Annotated in this window: 16 protein-coding genes; 7 read left to right on the top strand and 9 right to left on the bottom strand. The window is 61.0% G+C overall.

Features of this window, described 5'->3' with window-relative positions; genetic code table 11:
* Position 1: 1 nt before the first annotated feature.
* The 6 genes from AOT87_RS09730 to AOT87_RS09705 form a co-directional block, all read right to left on the bottom strand.
* Positions 2-541, bottom strand: coding sequence for a hypothetical protein (locus tag AOT87_RS09730; protein WP_109398584.1), 540 nt, complete (start codon positions 539-541; stop codon positions 2-4).
* Positions 542-614: 73 nt separating this feature from the next.
* Positions 615-1,574 carry a cytochrome c oxidase assembly protein gene (locus AOT87_RS09725; RefSeq protein WP_057966649.1) on the bottom strand — a complete coding sequence of 320 codons (960 nt, stop codon included), beginning with the start codon at positions 1,572-1,574 and terminating at the stop codon, positions 615-617.
* A 1-nt stretch (position 1,575) separates the two neighbouring features.
* The gene (locus AOT87_RS09720; protein WP_157859583.1) at positions 1,576-2,247 is read right to left on the bottom strand and encodes a phosphatase PAP2 family protein; all 672 of its coding nucleotides are present in this window, start codon (positions 2,245-2,247) and stop codon (positions 1,576-1,578) included.
* Between the two features lie 436 nt (positions 2,248-2,683).
* Positions 2,684-3,280: a GNAT family N-acetyltransferase gene (locus AOT87_RS09715; protein ID WP_070940488.1), complete on the bottom strand. Its 597-nt coding sequence runs from the start codon at positions 3,278-3,280 to the stop codon at positions 2,684-2,686.
* Positions 3,277-4,137: a universal stress protein gene (locus AOT87_RS09710; RefSeq protein WP_057969716.1), complete on the bottom strand. Its 861-nt coding sequence runs from the start codon at positions 4,135-4,137 to the stop codon at positions 3,277-3,279. The genes AOT87_RS09715 and AOT87_RS09710 overlap by 4 nt, the downstream gene beginning before the upstream one ends.
* 29 nt (positions 4,138-4,166) lie before the next feature.
* Positions 4,167-4,973: a universal stress protein gene (locus tag AOT87_RS09705; RefSeq protein ID WP_057969717.1), complete on the bottom strand. Its 807-nt coding sequence runs from the start codon at positions 4,971-4,973 to the stop codon at positions 4,167-4,169.
* Positions 4,974-5,224: 251 nt separating this feature from the next.
* Here AOT87_RS09705 and AOT87_RS09700 point away from each other — a divergent pair, with 251 nt between their 5' ends.
* Complete coding sequence (locus AOT87_RS09700; protein WP_057969718.1) at positions 5,225-5,818, top strand: hypothetical protein; 594 nt, start codon at positions 5,225-5,227, stop codon at positions 5,816-5,818.
* Positions 5,819-5,869: 51 nt separating this feature from the next.
* Positions 5,870-6,871 carry a zinc-binding alcohol dehydrogenase family protein gene (locus tag AOT87_RS09695; protein WP_057969719.1) on the top strand — a complete coding sequence of 334 codons (1,002 nt, stop codon included), beginning with the start codon at positions 5,870-5,872 and terminating at the stop codon, positions 6,869-6,871.
* Positions 6,872-6,879: 8 nt separating this feature from the next.
* Here AOT87_RS09695 and AOT87_RS09690 read toward each other — a convergent pair whose 3' ends face one another.
* Positions 6,880-7,854 (bottom strand): hypothetical protein, encoded by a 975-nt coding sequence (locus tag AOT87_RS09690; protein ID WP_057969720.1) that lies wholly within the window; start codon positions 7,852-7,854, stop codon positions 6,880-6,882.
* 210 nt (positions 7,855-8,064) lie between these two features.
* On the opposite strand from AOT87_RS09690, the gene AOT87_RS09685 reads away from it, so the two are divergent.
* The 5 genes from AOT87_RS09685 (at position 8,065) to sulP (ending at position 15,579) form a co-directional block, all read left to right on the top strand.
* The gene (locus AOT87_RS09685) at positions 8,065-8,967 is read left to right on the top strand and encodes a universal stress protein (RefSeq protein WP_057969721.1); all 903 of its coding nucleotides are present in this window, start codon (positions 8,065-8,067) and stop codon (positions 8,965-8,967) included.
* The gene (locus tag AOT87_RS09680) at positions 8,967-11,372 is read left to right on the top strand and encodes a phosphoketolase family protein (RefSeq protein ID WP_057969722.1); all 2,406 of its coding nucleotides are present in this window, start codon (positions 8,967-8,969) and stop codon (positions 11,370-11,372) included. The genes AOT87_RS09685 and AOT87_RS09680 overlap by 1 nt, the downstream gene beginning before the upstream one ends.
* Positions 11,369-12,028: a response regulator transcription factor gene (locus AOT87_RS09675; protein ID WP_057969723.1), complete on the top strand. Its 660-nt coding sequence runs from the start codon at positions 11,369-11,371 to the stop codon at positions 12,026-12,028. The genes AOT87_RS09680 and AOT87_RS09675 overlap by 4 nt, the downstream gene beginning before the upstream one ends.
* Before the next feature lie 50 nt (positions 12,029-12,078).
* Positions 12,079-13,797: a GAF domain-containing sensor histidine kinase gene (locus AOT87_RS09670; protein WP_057969724.1), complete on the top strand. Its 1,719-nt coding sequence runs from the start codon at positions 12,079-12,081 to the stop codon at positions 13,795-13,797.
* A gap of 111 nt (positions 13,798-13,908) precedes the next feature.
* Positions 13,909-15,579, top strand: coding sequence for a sulfate permease (gene sulP / locus AOT87_RS09665; RefSeq protein ID WP_109398592.1), 1,671 nt, complete (start codon positions 13,909-13,911; stop codon positions 15,577-15,579).
* A 5-nt stretch (positions 15,580-15,584) separates the two neighbouring features.
* Here the strand turns inward: sulP and AOT87_RS09660 are convergent, their stop codons facing one another.
* A complete protein-coding gene (locus tag AOT87_RS09660; RefSeq protein WP_057969726.1) occupies positions 15,585-16,289 on the bottom strand; it encodes a VIT family protein in 705 nt (234 codons plus the stop codon).
* An 83-nt stretch (positions 16,290-16,372) separates the two neighbouring features.
* Positions 16,373-17,032: a hypothetical protein gene (locus AOT87_RS09655; RefSeq protein WP_057969727.1), complete on the bottom strand. Its 660-nt coding sequence runs from the start codon at positions 17,030-17,032 to the stop codon at positions 16,373-16,375.
* Between the last annotated feature and the right edge of the window lie 20 nt (positions 17,033-17,052).

Below are 17,052 nucleotides of genomic sequence, written 5' to 3'. Positions count from 1 at the left end.
ATCACTGGATTAGGCCACGGCTCGCTAACCAGCCAGGCACCGTCATGGTGCTCGTTACCTCGTCGAGGTCCAGCACCACGCGGGTCTGATCGTTGATCAGCTGCACGGCGCGCTCGCAGACGGCAATGGACTCGCTACGCACAGCGGCATGGATTGCGTCGTTGATGTCCGAAGGCAGATCCGCCGAATCGTGCGTGAGGCGTCCGGCCGTACGTGCGGCGCGGGCGCTGATTTCGCGCAATGTGCTCCCGGCGTGGCGGCGGATCGTCTCCACGGTGGTGATGGCGCGGGCGAGCGCGAGGTATTTCTCGCGGGTGTCGGCCTCGGGGGCATCAGGCTGGCCAAGTCGATTCGTGGCCTCACGAAGCCTGTCGGAATCGTCGACGGCCTCGAAAGCGAGGTAGAAGCCCGCGACGGCACGACCGATGGGTGTCGAGATATCGACTGCGGGGGAGGACGGCCGTGGTGGGCGCTGACGCGGAGCGGACTCCGATAACGGCGAGTCGACGGGCGACGGCAGGCCGCACCGTGGGACATCCATCTGTCCATACTGCCCGAAAAATAGACGAAGCGTGCAGAAGTTGACGAGGGAAAGATCACTAGCGACGCGGATCTCAGCGTTGCCCGAACCGCTCCCGCAGCTGCGGATCGTTCTCCCACCATAACGTCGAGGAGCCCTCGTCCTGCTCCGCCGCGTCGCCCACATCGGCTATGGCCTGGTCGGCCTGGTCGAGTTCCGCGTCGATCCGGGCTGCCTGCGCTTTGTCGTCGGCCGACAGCGCACGCATGAGCAGCAGGAGAAACGGAAGCCCAAGGACGTCGCCGAGTATCCAGAGAATCCCGGCACCATAGGTCTGATCGGTCCGCATATCCGGTCCCCAAGAGCGGTGCAGCGCCAGGTAATAGGCCGACGCCACAAGCGGCCCCTGCCACAGCACCAAACCCAGTATCCCGTCGCCGATCGTCTCGGCCACGCTGATCAGCAGTGAGATCAGCTGTGGGTACCTGCGGGGTACCTGGTCAACCTGAAGGCGGGCATAGAAGTACGAAAACCCTATGAACACCAACAGTGTTTTTGTCGCCGCACCGAGCACGCCGACTGTGAGGGAGGCCGTGTACCAGGGCGTGAGATAGAGCAACCATGGGGTGACCAGCATCGCCAGAGATGTGGTGAGCGGGTGAGTGACCACGCGCGCGGGCATCGACGACACTGCGCTATCGAATCTGTCCAGCATGCGCGGATGCAGTGCGCTGCGCACAACAGTGACCGGCCGCCCCAGGGCTAAGAAGAACGGGACGACCAGCAGTAGCAAGACAACCTGCAGTGCACGCATCCAGAACAGCGCCTGCGCATAGACACCGATGACGCTCATGCATGCCAGCGCCCAGCAGCCGATTCCAACGAAAAAGCAGCTCGCCGAGGCGGCACTGACCGTCACCTGATGGCGACGCGCGCGAACCAGTGCCCAGCTATAGCCCGCGCCGAGCAAGACAGTGCACACGACCGCGGCCGCATCGAAATGCCAGGCACACCAGAGCATCGTCCAGGTCAGTGGCTCAGCGGGTGCGAACATCTCAGGCCACGGCCCGGGGAGAGTGGGCGGTTGCGTCAGCCCGGTGAAGGACGGCCGCCGCAATGGTCACCACGGCCGTCGCTAACACGACTCCTGCCAAGACATCGACCATCCAATGGTCTCCGAGATAGAGACGACTGCCGGCCACCGACAGCACCGCAGCGATCGTCCCCAATAGCGCCGCATGCCGTCGCCAATCGCGGTACCGGTAAGCGACGACCACGGTCAGTATCCCAGCGAGAGCAGCTGTGCCCGTGACGTGTCCGGAGGGAAAGGACCAGCCGCTTTCGGCAACCAGCTGAGCGTCTCCAGGCGGGCGATGCTCTCCGACAGTCCATTTCGCCACCGCGGCAAGGAGGAATGCGGACCCGACCGCGACTGCGACGGTGGCAGCGGTTCTCACCGAGCGTGTGAAACGCCAGATCACCAGTGCCGCGATGACTGTCGCGATAGACACCGCCGTCGGGCTACCGAGGTGGGTGACGACGACTGCCACCGCGGTGAGCCAACCATGCCGATGAATCTGCAACCAGCCCAACGTGTGGTGATCGACAGCGGTGCCCGAGCCGTAGTGGTGCGCTGTTGCAGCCAATGTCGCGAAGACCACGAACAGCGCTGTTGCCAGAATCGCAGCGATCCGTGTGCTCGTTGTTTCGGGGCGAAGATTTCTCACGCTGAAAGCCATCGCGTCCTTCTCGTTGATTCCGGGACCGACGAATGAGGCTAGATCTCATACCTGAGAATCCGCTGTCAGCATCGGACCGGCCAATCAGGATTCGGGAGAACGCAGGCGCCCTTGGTGTCGCGCAGCCGTGGCTGTGGCGCGGGGTGAGGAGTGACGGGGCAGTAAGGCGAGCAGCCCGGTCACCCGGGACACCCCGGAGGGTGTCCCACTCCCAGGTCTGGCGCTGACCAGTTCCTTGGCGGCAGCGTTGCGGTGCACCCACTCGCCGTCCTCGGTGATCACGCCAAAGTTGCACTGGGGCTACTTCTTTAGTTGATCTGTCCCTGTGTGCCTACATCGGATGAATATCAGGCGATCTCGGTCCGCCGGTCAGGTCAGGCCGCCGCCGTTCTTCTCGTCGATGGACTCAGTAATGCAGAGCCGCCTATCGCCGGTTTGGCAGGGCAGCCGTTACGGAGTGGGGCTGGGCGGTGTCGAGGCTTGGTGGCGAAGTGAGTTTCGTCAGTTGAACGCTGAGGTGAAGAACATCGCGACCAGTCTGGTTGACAGCGTGGGGTAATCGTAGTTCGCGCAGCATGACCAGTAGCGCGTGGTTTTCGGCGAGGACGTCTGCGGTGAAGCGCGTGATGCCGTTTCGGAGGGCCAATTCAGCGAGGCGCTTGAGGAGCATGGTGCCAATACCGCGATGTTGATCGGCATGTGCAACCACAAGTGCCACTTCAGCGCTACTTCCACGGGAGATCGCATAGTTCGCGATACCGACCAATCGTCGCCCTTCGAAGGCCCCCACTGACAGCTGGTTCTTCGACTGGGTCGTGAGTGAATCGGTGAGATCGCTTAGGGCCGATGAGTGCGTCGTGAAGAACCGCAGGTAGCGCTCTTTTATGGTGAGTTTCGAGTGAACCTCGGCGACAGCGGCGGCATCCTGGATAGTCAACTGCCTCAAGAGGATTGGCAACCCGTCGAGACTTCGGACAGTTATCGGTGGCGCCATTTCGGGTGACGGCTCGGCGCCGCTCATGATGGGCGCGCGACGACGACGGGAACCCGCGAGGCTTGCGCGACTGCCGAAGCGACCGAGCCGAGCATCATGCCGGTGAATCCGCCCCGCCCGTGACTGCCAACCACGACCAGCTGAGTGTGAGCGGACTCCTCGACAAGATAGTGCCTCGCGAGATCGCAGACCACGCGGCGCTCAACGGTTACGTCGGGATACCGCTCCTGCCAACCCGCGAGTCTCTCTGCCAAAGTCTGTTTTTCCTCATTCACTGTGACATCGAGGTCGATCTCCGGCCCGACAACATTCCAGTCGTGCCAGGCATGTACCGCCACGAGAGGGACTTTTCGATGGGATGCCTCGGCGAATGCGATGGCGGTGGCCCGCTCGGAAGCCGGCGATCCATCGATGCCGAGCAACACCGGCAAGCTTTTGTCGGGCGCAGCCTCTTGATGAACGACCGCCACCGGGCACGGCGCGTGATGGAGAAGCGCCGTGCTGACTGATCCCAACAAAAGCCGATCCATGGGCCGCAGTCCGCGGCAACCGACCACGAGAATACGTGCGTCTCGCGCCGCCTCCATGAGCACCTGCACTGGGTGTCCAAAGGCAACGTGGCAATGGACCGCGTTGTTGGAGACTGCGTTGACGATTCGCTGCGCCCGCTCCAGCGCCAACTGTGCTTGGCGTTCGCGTGATTGGTAGATCCGTTCACGGCGCTGCTGCTCATGGACGTGGGTTCGCTCGATATCGAACGCGCTCACGAGATGCACGGGTACGCGATACATGGCCGATTCCTGTGCAGCCCAACGTACTGCCGCATCCGAAGAGGGCGACCCGTCGACCCCAACGATAATTGCGGCATTGTTACTTGATGACATTGCCTACCTCCGTCTCGTCAGCTGTGTCACTAATGACGGACTATCAGGATCGTTCGCTCGCCCCGCTCGGGCGATGGACGCATGTGAATGACGTGAGGCACATCGGCGGGTCCGATGACTGCCAGGGATACAGGTTCATCGCATTCGTTCAGGAACCTTCCGATGTCAGCTCGTGTCGCAACCGGATACATCCGTACATCTGGGTGGCGTTCGCGAAGTCCGTCCACCGTGCGATCGAGCTCATCGTGGGGCGAGTCAGCCACATCTTCTTGCCAGGTGCCAACTGCAAGGACCGGGAGATCACGTATGCGTGCCTCATTCATGGCAGCCTCGATGACCTCGTCTGCATCGTGAGGTCCGTTGACTGGCATGGCAATCCACTTCGGGCGCTTATCGACAGACAACTCCGGACGGTGAACGATCGCAACGGGACAATGTGCGCGTATGGCGACGTCAGTTGCTGTTGAGCCAAAGAAGGCGCTTGCCACTCGGCCGATGCCTTCGGAGCCGACGCACATCAGGCTGGCGCCACGTGATTCATCTGCTAGGGCGTCCGAAGCTAAGCCATGACGGATGAAGCATTCGACTTTGACTGCTTTCTCGGTCGCTTGGACTGCGGCAGCGGCCTCGCGCAGCGCGGTCTCCGCGTACTCTTTGTCGATCTGATAGTCATCGACGAAAGATTTGGTGGTGACTGCTATTCGGGTCGCATGGACGAGATGCAACGGGACATCGCGATCGATTGCTTCATCAATCGCCCACGTTGCGGCGTGTACGCCCGCCCGTGAGCCGTCGATGCCGACCACTACTGGGCCGTGCTGATCGATATCAGACATCGCAATCCTCCTTAGGGTGACAGTTCTCGGCGGGGTGTTTCGGCTGACCTGAAGTTAGAACCCGGGCCGGCAGTCCTAACGGAGTCCTAAGTCCCTGATTCCGAGCCAGTTGTATGCGCGTCAGTGAGTCGAAATGCCGACGGAGAACGCGACCAATGACCTGGTGGAATGGAGGCTCCGGGCTCTCGGCCGTAAACGACGGACTTGCCACTATCGGATGGTCCTGATTAATCGTCGGCGTAGGAGTGGACATGACCGCGTTGATATTTCGGTACTACCGGAACTTGGCGACCCGACTTTTCCGGCGACATCCGTTGATTCGTGGATCCGATCGCCTAGACGCCGCAGTCCAGGTGTTGGGTTGGCTTACGGCAATAGCGATGATCTCAGTAGCGGGCGCCTTCGGAACGGCGATGTACGACGCCGAACGTCGCAACATCTCCGATCAACAGCTTTCACGTCACCAGGTGCAAGCAATAGCGGTCGGTGTGGGCAGCGTCGTTGAACACCGCTACAACACCGTCGTGCTGATCCCTGCTGCGTGGGATCACGCGGGAGTGCGGCATCGCGACACCGTGCGGTATGGAAAAGAACTCAACGTTGGAGATCGTTTCTCTATCTGGGTGGACCAATCAGGGCGACATGTGCAGGCACCCATGGCGCCGGAGAGCGCAGTCACGGATGGTGCAGGTTTCGCAACCATGCTCTGGCTGATCTCGGTAGGGCTCATTCTGGGTGTCGTCAGGCAAGTACGGTGGCTCATCGATCGGCATCGATATGCCCGCTGGGATTCAGATTTCGATGCCCTTGTGCATGGCAATGGGTCCAGGAAGAGTGATCATTGATCTCAGAGCATCTCCTGCACGGGAAAGGAAATAGCCGTGGCTCACACGGACATGCTTGCCTGGCAGGTACATCGGCCGGGACCCATCGTCAACGGTCCGCTACGACAAGTGCGTTCCGCGCTTCCCCAGCCGTCACCCGGTGACCTGCTCGTCCGCGTCCTAGCCTGCGGCGTATGTCGCACCGATCTACACGTCGCCGAGGGGGACCTCACCCCACATCGGCCAGATGTTGTGCCGGGACATGAAGTTGTCGCCGAGGTGATTGGAATGGGCGCCGGACTTGGGGACGAATTCTCGATCGGCGACCGCGTCGGTATCGCATGGCTAAGGCATACCTGCGGCGTGTGCCGATACTGCCTGCGAGGCGATGAGAACCTTTGTTCAGAAACGCAATTCACCGGTTGGGACGCTGACGGTGGATATGCCGAATACGCCACCGCGCCGGCCGCGTACGCCTTGGCGCTGCCTCCGGGGTACTCCGATACTGAGCTTGCCCCGCTGCTGTGCGCCGGAATCATCGGATATCGTGCGCTCCTGCGTGCACAACTGCCGCCCGGTGGTCGCCTGGGCATCTACGGATTCGGCGGAAGCGCACACATCACAGCGCAAGTGGCGCTCGCTCAGGGGGCGGAGGTCCACGTCATGACCCGAGGTGTCGGGGCGCGGGCACTCGCTCGCGAGCTCGGGGTCAACTCGGCACAAGGACCGGCCGATAGGCCACCCGTGTCATTGGACGCCGCCATACTGTTCGCGCCGGTGGGTGAACTCGTCATCCCCGCTCTGGAAGCGCTGGATCGCGGCGGTACGTTGGCGATCGCGGGCATACACCTGTCAGATATCCCCGTGCTGAATTATCAGAAACACCTGTTTCAAGAGAAGCAGATCCGATCGGTGACAGCGAACACGCGGGCCGACTCGCGCGCCTTTCTCGATTTCGCCGCATCACATCGCTTACACCTGTCCGGACCTCGTTACGACCTGTGCCATGCCGACCAGGCATTGGCCGATCTCGCCGCTGGCCGGTTCAGCGGCGCCGCCGTGCTCGTCCCATAATTTGGCGGCTACTTGCCGCCGAAATGCAGTACCGCCGATAACGGAAGTCGGGGGGTAGGCGCGGGCACCGGATCCAGCGCGGGCACTGTACCCACCCGAACCACTGCCTGCGGGTAGTCCCGCTGACTTAATTCGCCGACGATTTTCCGGCTTGCCTCCAATTCGGTGACGTGCGTCAGCGTGCAGGTCGCCAGGCCCGCCATGGTCGCCTCCAGTAGTAACGCCGACAGCGCTTCGCCGCAGCGCAGGTAATCGTCAGGAGAGTCCGCGGCGGTCGACAACACGAGAAGAGTCGCCTCATCCTCCTTCACACTGGAGCGCCGCTCGCGGTGTAGCGCCAGAGGAAACGTTCGACCGACATCAACGCGTTCGCTTTCTTCAGCGGATAACAATGAGCTATTGGGGATTCCTTCCGATAACTTGAATGGTGCCGTCCACCAATCAATTTCGGCCCTATATGTCGAATCGTACTGGCGCAGGCCTTCGCTTAACTGAGCGGCTTCGACGACGCGGGGACGGGCGTGAACATCAAGAACATCGAGAAAGGCGCGGTTCCCGACCGCTTGGCGCATCAATTGCTCCGTCACCGCCCAACGTTGCGGTCCTAAAAATGGAAGGCGGTCGGTGTGCCGCCGTTCCAGAGCTCTCAACCGATCGCGATGCGCATCGGTGACATAATGCATCTTCGCGAAATTCATTGTCGCCAAATGTGTTCCGTCGTTGGGGTTGGGAAAATACTCCGGATGCACTATCCACCCTGAAGCTGCAGCGGCCACCCTGAAATGGTCCAGGACCGCGCCACAGCTCATCAACGCTTCTCGCCGCGCAGGATCGATAGTCAGCACACGGGTGAGATCAAGAAAGAGTTTGAGTTCGTCGTCTAACACCCATTTCCACGGTTGGCTGTTGTGGACCGACGGCGCCCGGCACGCCACCTGGACCGCCCTGACCACCACGTCACGATCGAGCAGTACTTGTGCCATCTCGATACCTCCAAGTCTTCGTATGAAGAGGATTCGCCCCAACCGGACACGCAGGTCAGGGCAATTAGTCCCGCGGTTGTGGGCATTCGGACCGCGCCGGAATTACAGGTCCGGGGTCCTGTCCGGAGGGGACTTTCGACCGTAGGGGCATCCGGCCGACCGCAATAGCGTCGTGATCAACAGTTACCGCCACCTACCTCGGAGGACAACATGAACACCACTACACCGCGTCCTTACATCTTGGTAGGGATCGACGGCTCGGCGTCCGCGCTCCATGCGCTCACCTGGGCTGGAGCCGAGGCAGAGCGACGTAACTTACCGCTTCGCCTGGTTCACGTCGTTGACTACGCCAGTTTCGGGTACGGCTTCAACCTTGGTGCGGCGGCAAGTTTTTATGACCATCTGGATTCGGATGGGGCCGCCTTCCTGAGCCAGGCAGAGGACCATGCATATGCCCTGTACCCCAAGCTTGAGGTCTCCACCAGTCAAGTGACAGCGCGGCCCGTACCCACGCTTATCGATCTCTCCGAGGAGGCGCTGCTCACCGTCGTCGGTTCCAGCGGGCTGGGCCGGTTCACGGGAATGCTGGCCGGGTCGGTATCGGTGTCACTGACAGCCAAGGCGCACAGCCCGGTGGTGGTCGTGCGTGAATCAGGCATTCAGGCGGCAGGCCCGATAGTGGTGGGTGTCAGTGAATCAGCATCAAGTGAAGATGCCATCGCCTGGGCCTTTGAGGAGGCATCGATGCGGGGTGCCGAGCTGACGGCGGTGCACGTGTGGAACGAGGTTCCGCCGGGATACGTTTACGCCTACACCGCATGGAGCAAGATGGACTGGATCGCCATCGAGCAGGAACAGGAGCTAATCCTCGCCGAGCGCCTCGCCGGTTGGCAGGAGAAATTCCCCGACGTAACGGTCCACCGCGTACATAGCAAGGGTAATCCAGCAGATGTGCTGCTGCGCTGGGCACAGCACGCCCAATTGATCGTGGTCGGTAGTCGTGGTCGTGGCGATGTAGGGGGCTTCTTCCTCGGCTCAACCAGCCATGCCCTGATCCATCAGTCGGTGTGCCCAGTACTGATCGCACGCGCACATGCATCGGAAGACAAATGATGGTGACTGCGACACGCGGCGCGACCCGCCCTCGGTCGGGTCCGCTATCTGGCGATCAACTCCTGGCAGTCGACGCGCAGTGGCGCGCCGCGAATTACCTCACCGCCGCGCAGATCTATCTGATGGATAACCCGCTGTTGACGCAACCCCTACTGGCAGAACACATCAAGCCCCGACTGCTCGGGCATTGGGGAACTTCACCAGGGCTGAACTTCATCTACGCCCATATGAACCGTGCCATCATCACCCACGACCTGAACGCCATGTATGTCATCGGCCCCGGACACGGCGGCCCGGCACTGTACGCCAACACATGGCTGGAGGGCAGCTACAGCGATGTGCGCCCCGACATCGCCCAGGACGCCGAAGGAATGCGAAAACTTTTCCGGGAGTTCTCGTTTCCCGGCGGCGTGCCCAGCCACGTGGCGCCGCAGATCCCCGGTTCCATCCACGAAGGCGGAGAGCTTGGCTACAGCCTGGCGCATGCCTACGGTGCTGTTCTGGACAACCCAGACCTCATCGCCGTCTGTGTAGTCGGAGACGGCGAAGCCGAAACCGGGCCCTTGGCGACAAGCTGGCATTCCAACAAGTTCCTAAGCCCGGCCACAGACGGCGCGGTTCTGCCAATCCTTCATCTCAACGGCTACAAGATTGCCAACCCGACGGTGCTCGCGAGAATCACCGGTGAAGAACTTGAGGATCTGTTCCGCGGATACGGGTACAGCCCTATCTATGTCAACGGTGACCAACCCGAGGACATGCATCAACAAATGGCTGCTGCCCTGGACAGGGCCGTTATGGAAATCCATGATTTCCAAGTACTTTCGCGCTCCGGCACCTTACATCGGGCGCTCTGGCCGATGATCGTGCTCCGCACTCCCAAGGGCTGGACCGGCCCGGCAATGGTCGACGGTCATCAGGTTGAAGGCACCTGGCGGGCACATCAGGTGCCCCTGCCCAATGTGCGCGAGGACCCGTCACATCTGGAGCAGCTGGACAAGTGGTTGCGGACATACAGGCCAGAAGAGCTCTTCGACAGTCAGGGGCGTCCTTCACGTGTTGTTACCCAAATGATTCCGCAGGGCGACCGCCGCATGGGATCGAATCCGCATGCCAACGGTGGCGCGCTCCTGGCTTCGCTGGCCCTCCCGGATCCAGCGACCTTCGGGGTCGTCACCGGTCAGCCAGGTGCAGTAACCGCATCACCGACTAGGGTACTGGGCCGATACTTGCGCGAACTCATGGTGCGCAACGCCGGCCACAGAAACTTCCGCCTGTTCGGGCCGGACGAAACCGAATCGAACAAACTCGGGGATGTCTATGACGTCACCGACAAGCAGTGGAGCGCGACGATTCTGCCCGGCGATCAGCACCTGGGCCCCGACGGGCGCGTCATGGAAGTACTGTCCGAACATCTGTGCCAAGGCTGGCTGGAAGGCTACTTGCTCACCGGGCGGCACGGTTTGTTCTCCTGCTACGAGGCCTTCACACATATCGTGGATTCGATGGTCAACCAACACGCAAAATGGCTTAAGGTCAGCCGAGAACTGCTGTGGCGCAAACCGATCGCGTCGCTGAACTACTTGCTGACATCGCATGTGTGGCGCCAGGACCATAACGGCTTCTCCCACCAAGACCCAGGTTTCATTGACCATATCGCCAATAAGCGCGCCGAGGTGGCCAGGATTTATCTGCCGCCGGATGCCAACACCCTGCTATCGGTTGCCGCCCATTGTCTGGCTAGCCGCGACTACATCAATGTCATCGTGGCCGGCAAGAACTACACGCCGGTATGGCTCAATCCCGAACAGGCAGCCCTGCATTGCGCGCGGGGCGCGGATATCTTCGAGTGGGCGAGCAGTGACGCCGGGGACACACCCGATGTCGTTCTCGCCTGCGCCGGCGATGTCCCGACCATCGAAGTGCTTGCGGCAGTGTCGATATTGCGGAAGCGCCTGTCTGGGTTGAAAATTCGGGTAGTGAATGTTGTTGACCTGTTCCGGCTGCAGTCCGATAGCCAACATCCACACGGCATGAGCGACACCGAATACAACACCCTATTCACCGCGGACCGGCCGGTGATCTTCGCGTTTCACGGATACCCTTCACTGATTCACCGCTTGACGTATCGCCGCGGCGGACATGCGAATCTGCATGTGCGGGGTTACCTGGAAGAAGGCACCACCACGACACCGTTCGACATGTTGGTGCTGAACAAGATGGACCGGTTTCAGTTGGTGATCGATGTCTTGGAGAGGACCCCGGGGCTACTTGAAGATGCAGCTGCCCAACGTCTACGAGACGAAATGGATCAAATCCACGATCGCCATCGTGCGTGGATCCGCACACACGGAGACGACCTCCCCGAAGTGCAGAACTGGCGCTGGGAAGGAGAACGAGAATGATCAGCGTGTTCTTGGTCGATGACCACGAGATCGTGCGATGCGGTGTGGCCGATCTCATCGACGATGAAGAGGACCTGGTTGTGGTGGGGCAGGCCGGAACGGTGGCCGAAGCGATGGTGCGGATTCCTGCCACCAAACCCGATATCGCCGTACTCGACATCCGATTACCGGACGGCAACGGGGTCGAACTATGCCGAGATCTCCGCGCGCTTTGCCCCGAGCTGAACTGTCTGATGCTGACATCATTTACCGACGAGCAGGCGATGCTGGATGCCATCATGGCTGGCGCCGGGGGATACGTCATCAAAGACATCAGAGGCATGGAGCTGCTGTCCGCGATACGCACTGTGGGCTCAGGCCGATCACTTCTCGATAACCGAGCAGCATCAGCCTTGATGGACCGACTACGCGCTGCCGGCGAGGCATCACCGATCGCCGCGCTCACAGAGCAGGAGCAGACGCTGCTGGAACTGATCGGTGAGGGCCTCACCAACCGGCAGATTTCCGGGAGGATGTTCCTTTCGGAAAAGACGATCAAGAATTACGTGTCGAGATTGCTTGCCAAGCTCGGTGTGGAACGACGCACTCAAGCCGCGGTGCTTGCGACCAAACTCGCCGAACGACGCATCTCTGCGGAACGTTTCTCAAGGCATTAAAAATGTGCCGTCGGCTGGTGCGTGTGCACAGGTTCTGTCACAGTTGATACGTGGCCGGCAGGTCGGGTGCCCAGGAATCGGTGACTAAGCAGCTTGCGCATATCCAGCTTAGTGAACTACTGGCCGAGGTGCAGGGGCGCATAGAGCACATCATCACCGAGACCAGGGCTCGTGTCGATGCGCTCCTTGATGCCGTCATGGCAGTCAGCGCCGGTCTGGATCTGGACGTGACTCTTCGCCAGATCGTCAAAGTGGCAACTGAACTCGTGGACGCACAGTATGGCGCACTTGGCGTCCTGGGATCCGAGGGCATGCTCGCTCAGTTCATTTACGAGGGCATCGACGAGCCGACTCGAGAACGTATCGGGCCACTGCCTACCGGACACGGGGTCCTGGGCGTAGTGATTGAAGGAGGTAAGCCGCTGCGGCTCTCTGAGCTTGCCCACCATCCTTCATCGGTGGGATTCCCTCCCAACCACCCACCGATGCACTCGTTTCTTGGCGTACCGGTACAGCTGCGTGGCGAGGTATTCGGCCGCCTGTACCTGACCGAAAAGAACAACGGCGAGGAATTCACAGCTGATGACGAAGTCATCGTGCGGGCTCTGGCCGGCGCTGCGGGGATCGCCATCGAGAATGCCCGCTTGTACGAGGAAGCCCGTCAACGTCAGCAGTGGCTGCAGGCCGTCGGCGAAGTGACCTCTAGGCTGCTCGCGGGGGTCGACCCGGGCCAGGCGCTGCAGCTGATAGCCACACACGCGGCCACCTTGACTGGCGCCGACTACGCGTTGATCGCACTGCCCGCCGGAGCCGGTACCGACGTCGGCGTTGAGGAGCTCGTCGTTGCGGTGTCCGCAGGGGCGGAAGCACAGCACCTCACCGGAATGCGGATTCCTGTCGCCGCGTCGACGTCGGGAGCAGCTTTCCGTGAGCGCGCCCCGCGTACGGTCCCACAGCTTGAATTCGATGTCGCGGCGAGCACCGATATTGAGTTTGGGCCGGCGATGGTGCTCCCGTTGCGGGGGCACGAGTCCACCGCCGGAGTTCTGCTGTTGGTACGTACCGTCAAACGAACGGCATTCGACACCGAGCAGCTCGATATGGCCGCTTCCTTCGCCGACCAGGCAGCGCTGGCGCTGGAGCAGGCCGAGATCCGAACAACCATGAATGAAATGGAGATGCTGTCCGATCGCGACCGCATCGCGCGTGATCTTCATGACCACGTGATCCAACGCCTGTTTGCCATCGGGTTGGCGATGCAGGGCACACACCGCCGGGCGGCTAAGTCGCCCTTAGTGGCCTCGCGCTTGTCGGAGCATATTGATCAGCTGCACAACGTCATCCAGGACATTCGTACGGCAATTTTTGATCTGCATAGTGTTGCCAGAGAAGGTCCGTCACTGCGATCGGCGTTACGCGAGATCATCGCCGAACTGACTGACGAAACCCCATTGAAAGTTGCGGTCCGGTTGACCGGACCGCTCGACGTCATACCTGCCGACATCGCCGAACATGCGTGCGCTGTCGTCCGTGAGGCCGTGAGCAATGCCGTGCGGCATTCGCAAGCGTCAGAGGTTGACGTACTGGTCGCCGTCGGCGACAACGTGACCGTCGATGTGACCGATGATGGAGTCGGCATACCGGCAACCGCTCAGCGGCGGGGATTGCGAAACCTTGAGGCGCGGGCGGCCGCGAGCGGGGGAGCGCTGACCATCAATTCACCGTCTCGCGGCGGCACCAATATCCATTGGTCAGTGCCGTTGCCCTGAGTGCGTGGGCGAATAGGGAACCAGGAGATTCAACCAGTGTGGTGGCAGTGAGTGCCGGCCCAGTGCGCCGTTCAGCCCCATGATGAACGTTGACGCACCATGATCTTCACCATGCGATGGCGGGATTGCGCACCGGGCTTGGCGCAGCTGCAGATCTACCCAAAAAGCTGGCTACGGGGCGATATCCTCGCCGGCATCACGGTTGCGGCCTACCTCATTCCTCAGGTCATGGCGTATGCGACCCTCGCTGGCCTGCAACCGGTCTCGGGTCTCTGGGCTGCGCTGGCCCCCTTGGCCCTCTATGCGGTGATGGGCTCGTCCCGGCAGCTGTCTGTAGGCCCTGAATCCACCACGGCGTTGATGACTGCGGTAGTACTGGCTCCGCTGGCATCCGGAGACATGGCGGCTTACGGTGCCCTGGCGGCCGGGCTCGCATTGCTTGTCGGGGCAGTGTGCTTCCTTGCCGGGATCGCGGGACTCGGTGTACTAGCCAACTTGCTGTCGCATCCAGTCCTGGTCGGATACATGGGTGGAGTCGGAATCACCATGGTAGGCAGCCAGATTGGGATAATCACCGGCACCAGGAACCTTGGTGATCAATTCATCGACCAACTACGATCCTTCGCCGCAGAGATAGGAAAGATCAACTGGCCCACGCTCGTACTCGCCGCCACGGTGCTCATATTGCTCTTTGCGATCGCACGATTAGCACCCCTGGCACCCGGTCCGCTGATCGCAGTGGTGCTGGCGGCAGCTGCCGTAGGGGCCATACCCTCTGCGCGTTCGCACATCGAACTCGTCGGTCAGGTTCCAGCGGGGCTCCCGCACCCGCAGCTACCGCAGATCGGATTCGGCAGCCTGGGCAGTCTCATCATGCCTGCGCTGGCCGTCGCGATCGTCGCCTTCTCCGACAACATCTTGACCGCACGCGCGTTCGGCAACCGTAGGAACGAAGATATCGATGCCAATGCAGAACTACGCGCGCTCGGCCTGTGCAACATCGGATCTGGCTTGACGCAGGGCTTCCCGATTAGTTCCAGCGGGAGTCGCACGGCGTTAGGTGACTCCGCGGGGAGTCGCAGTCAACTGTATTCCTTGGTGACACTCGCGCTTGTGCTGACTGTTCTGCTACTCGCGCACGGCGCATTGGCGCATTTTCCACGCGCAGCACTCGGAGTGCTGATCATTTTTGCTGCCGTCAAACTGATCGACGTATCCGAGTACCGTAGATTCGCCCGCTTTCGGCGCAGCGAGTTGATCATCGCTCTGGCTACAACTCTTGCGGTGCTTGGCGTCGGGGTGCTCTATGGGATTCTGGCGGCGGTGGCGCTCTCGATTCTCGATCTGCTTCGTCGAGTCGCTCATCCACACGACAGCGTGCTCGGGTTCGTCCCGGGCGTGCCCGGAATGCATGATGTCGACGACTATCCGGGTGCACACGCAGTGCCTGGGCTTGTGGTCTACCGATATGACGCGCCACTGTGTTTTGCCAACGCCGAGGACTTTCGCCGGCGTGCGATGGCCGCAGTGGACGCGAACGCGCAACCCGTTGAATGGTTCGTCCTGAACGCGGAAGCGAACGTCGACGTAGACCTCACCGCGTTGGATGCACTGGACCGACTCCGGGAAGACTTGACGAACAAAGGAACGGTATTCGCGATGGCGCGGGTAAAACAGGACCTGCGGGATGCGCTGGCAGCAGCAGGCATGTTGACTCGGATAGGCGAGAACCGAATCTACCTCACGTTGCCTACAGCAATCGAGGCGTTCAACGCGCGCTAGTAAAACTACGAGATTGCTTGTCCTACAATCGTTCCTATGAGGTAGGTGACACCCATAGCAGTTAGGCCGCCGATAGTTACCCGCAGGATTGCACGTGGCCGGCTTGCTTGGCCAATGGTGGCACTGACCCACCCGGTGAGAAGTAGAGCGATGCAGACTGCGACCACTGTCACCGGAATTCGCCAAGCTGGTGACGGCGCAAGGATGGCAATCATGGGAAGAACAGCGCCGGTCAAGAACGATATGGCCGACGACAACGCAGCATGCCAGGGGTTCGTCAGCTCGTGCGGATCGATCCCCAATTCCGCATCGGCGTGTGCAGCGAACGCATCGTGTGCGGTCAGCTCCGCAGCCACCTGTCGGGCGGTGACAGGGGAGAGGCCTTTTGATTCATAGATCGACGCAAGCTCTGTGAGCTCCTGGGCAGGCAGATCCCGTAGTTCTTTTCGTTCCTTGTCGAGAAGTGCCCGCTCGGTATCGCGTTGCGTGCTGACGGATACATATTCGCCTAATGCCATAGAGACGGCACCAGCGGCGACACCCGCCAGGCCGGCGGTCAAGATTGGAGCACGCTCGATGGTCGCGGCGGCGACCCCGACCACCATGCCGGCCGTCGATACGATGCCGTCGTTGGCGCCCAAAACACCCGCGCGTAACCAGTTCAGCCGACTCCCTATGCTCGCCTGATGCGGTTCGCCAGAATGCTCCATCGTCCTGTCAATCACAGTTCACCTAAACAATTCTGAACTTTCTTGTCTAGCAAGCCAGTACACACTTACCTGTGCGCTGGACTCTAGGTTGCTAACTGCTGCTCATTCTCGGATCGGGCTAAGAAGGCCTCATACATCGCACTGCCGGCAAGCAGGCCGTTCGTATAAAGCTCCAGCGCGGGCATGATCATGTCCCGGCCGTAGTCCCGCAGAACGGCTGGCATGTCGTCAGGGGTCTGGTGCATGTGCAGGTACAGGAGAAACCCGCCGCCCCCGTTGAGCGCCAAGAAGCGGGCTCGCGCCTTCGGATCGCGGCTGGGCAGGACGGTGCCCATGTGGACGGCATCTTCGAGATATGCCTCGGCGTTGTCGATCATCTGTTGCATCAAAGTGCGGCCGAGCTGTCCACCCGAGATCATGCTGCGGGCCAGGTAACGCATCATCGGGGCATATGAGTCGATATGGGCGAGTCGCCGGAACCAGTCGTCCGGCGACATGGACTGCAAGGCTTCTGATTTCGATTCCTTGATGGATTCCAAGACGTGGGCGTCGCATGCACTGCGAAGATCTCCGGCCGTGCCTACCAACTCGATTGTTAGCTCTAGACCGACGCCGGCCTCTTGTGCGATCGACACCAAATCGGTGTCGAATCCCTTCCGGCCGAACTGCTCGATGGCTACATCGCGGATTCGCGTGAGTAGGGCCTGTTGATAGTCCGGATCGGCTGGTGTGAGAGTGTCCATGATGAGCTTCCTTTCATATA

The organism is Mycobacteroides sp. H003 (genome assembly GCF_001440135.1).
Taxonomy (GTDB): Bacteria; Actinomycetota; Actinomycetes; order Mycobacteriales; family Mycobacteriaceae; genus Mycobacterium; species Mycobacterium gwanakae.
Note: the sequence above shows the minus strand (reverse complement) of the source record. Positions and strands in the feature narration are given on the sequence as shown.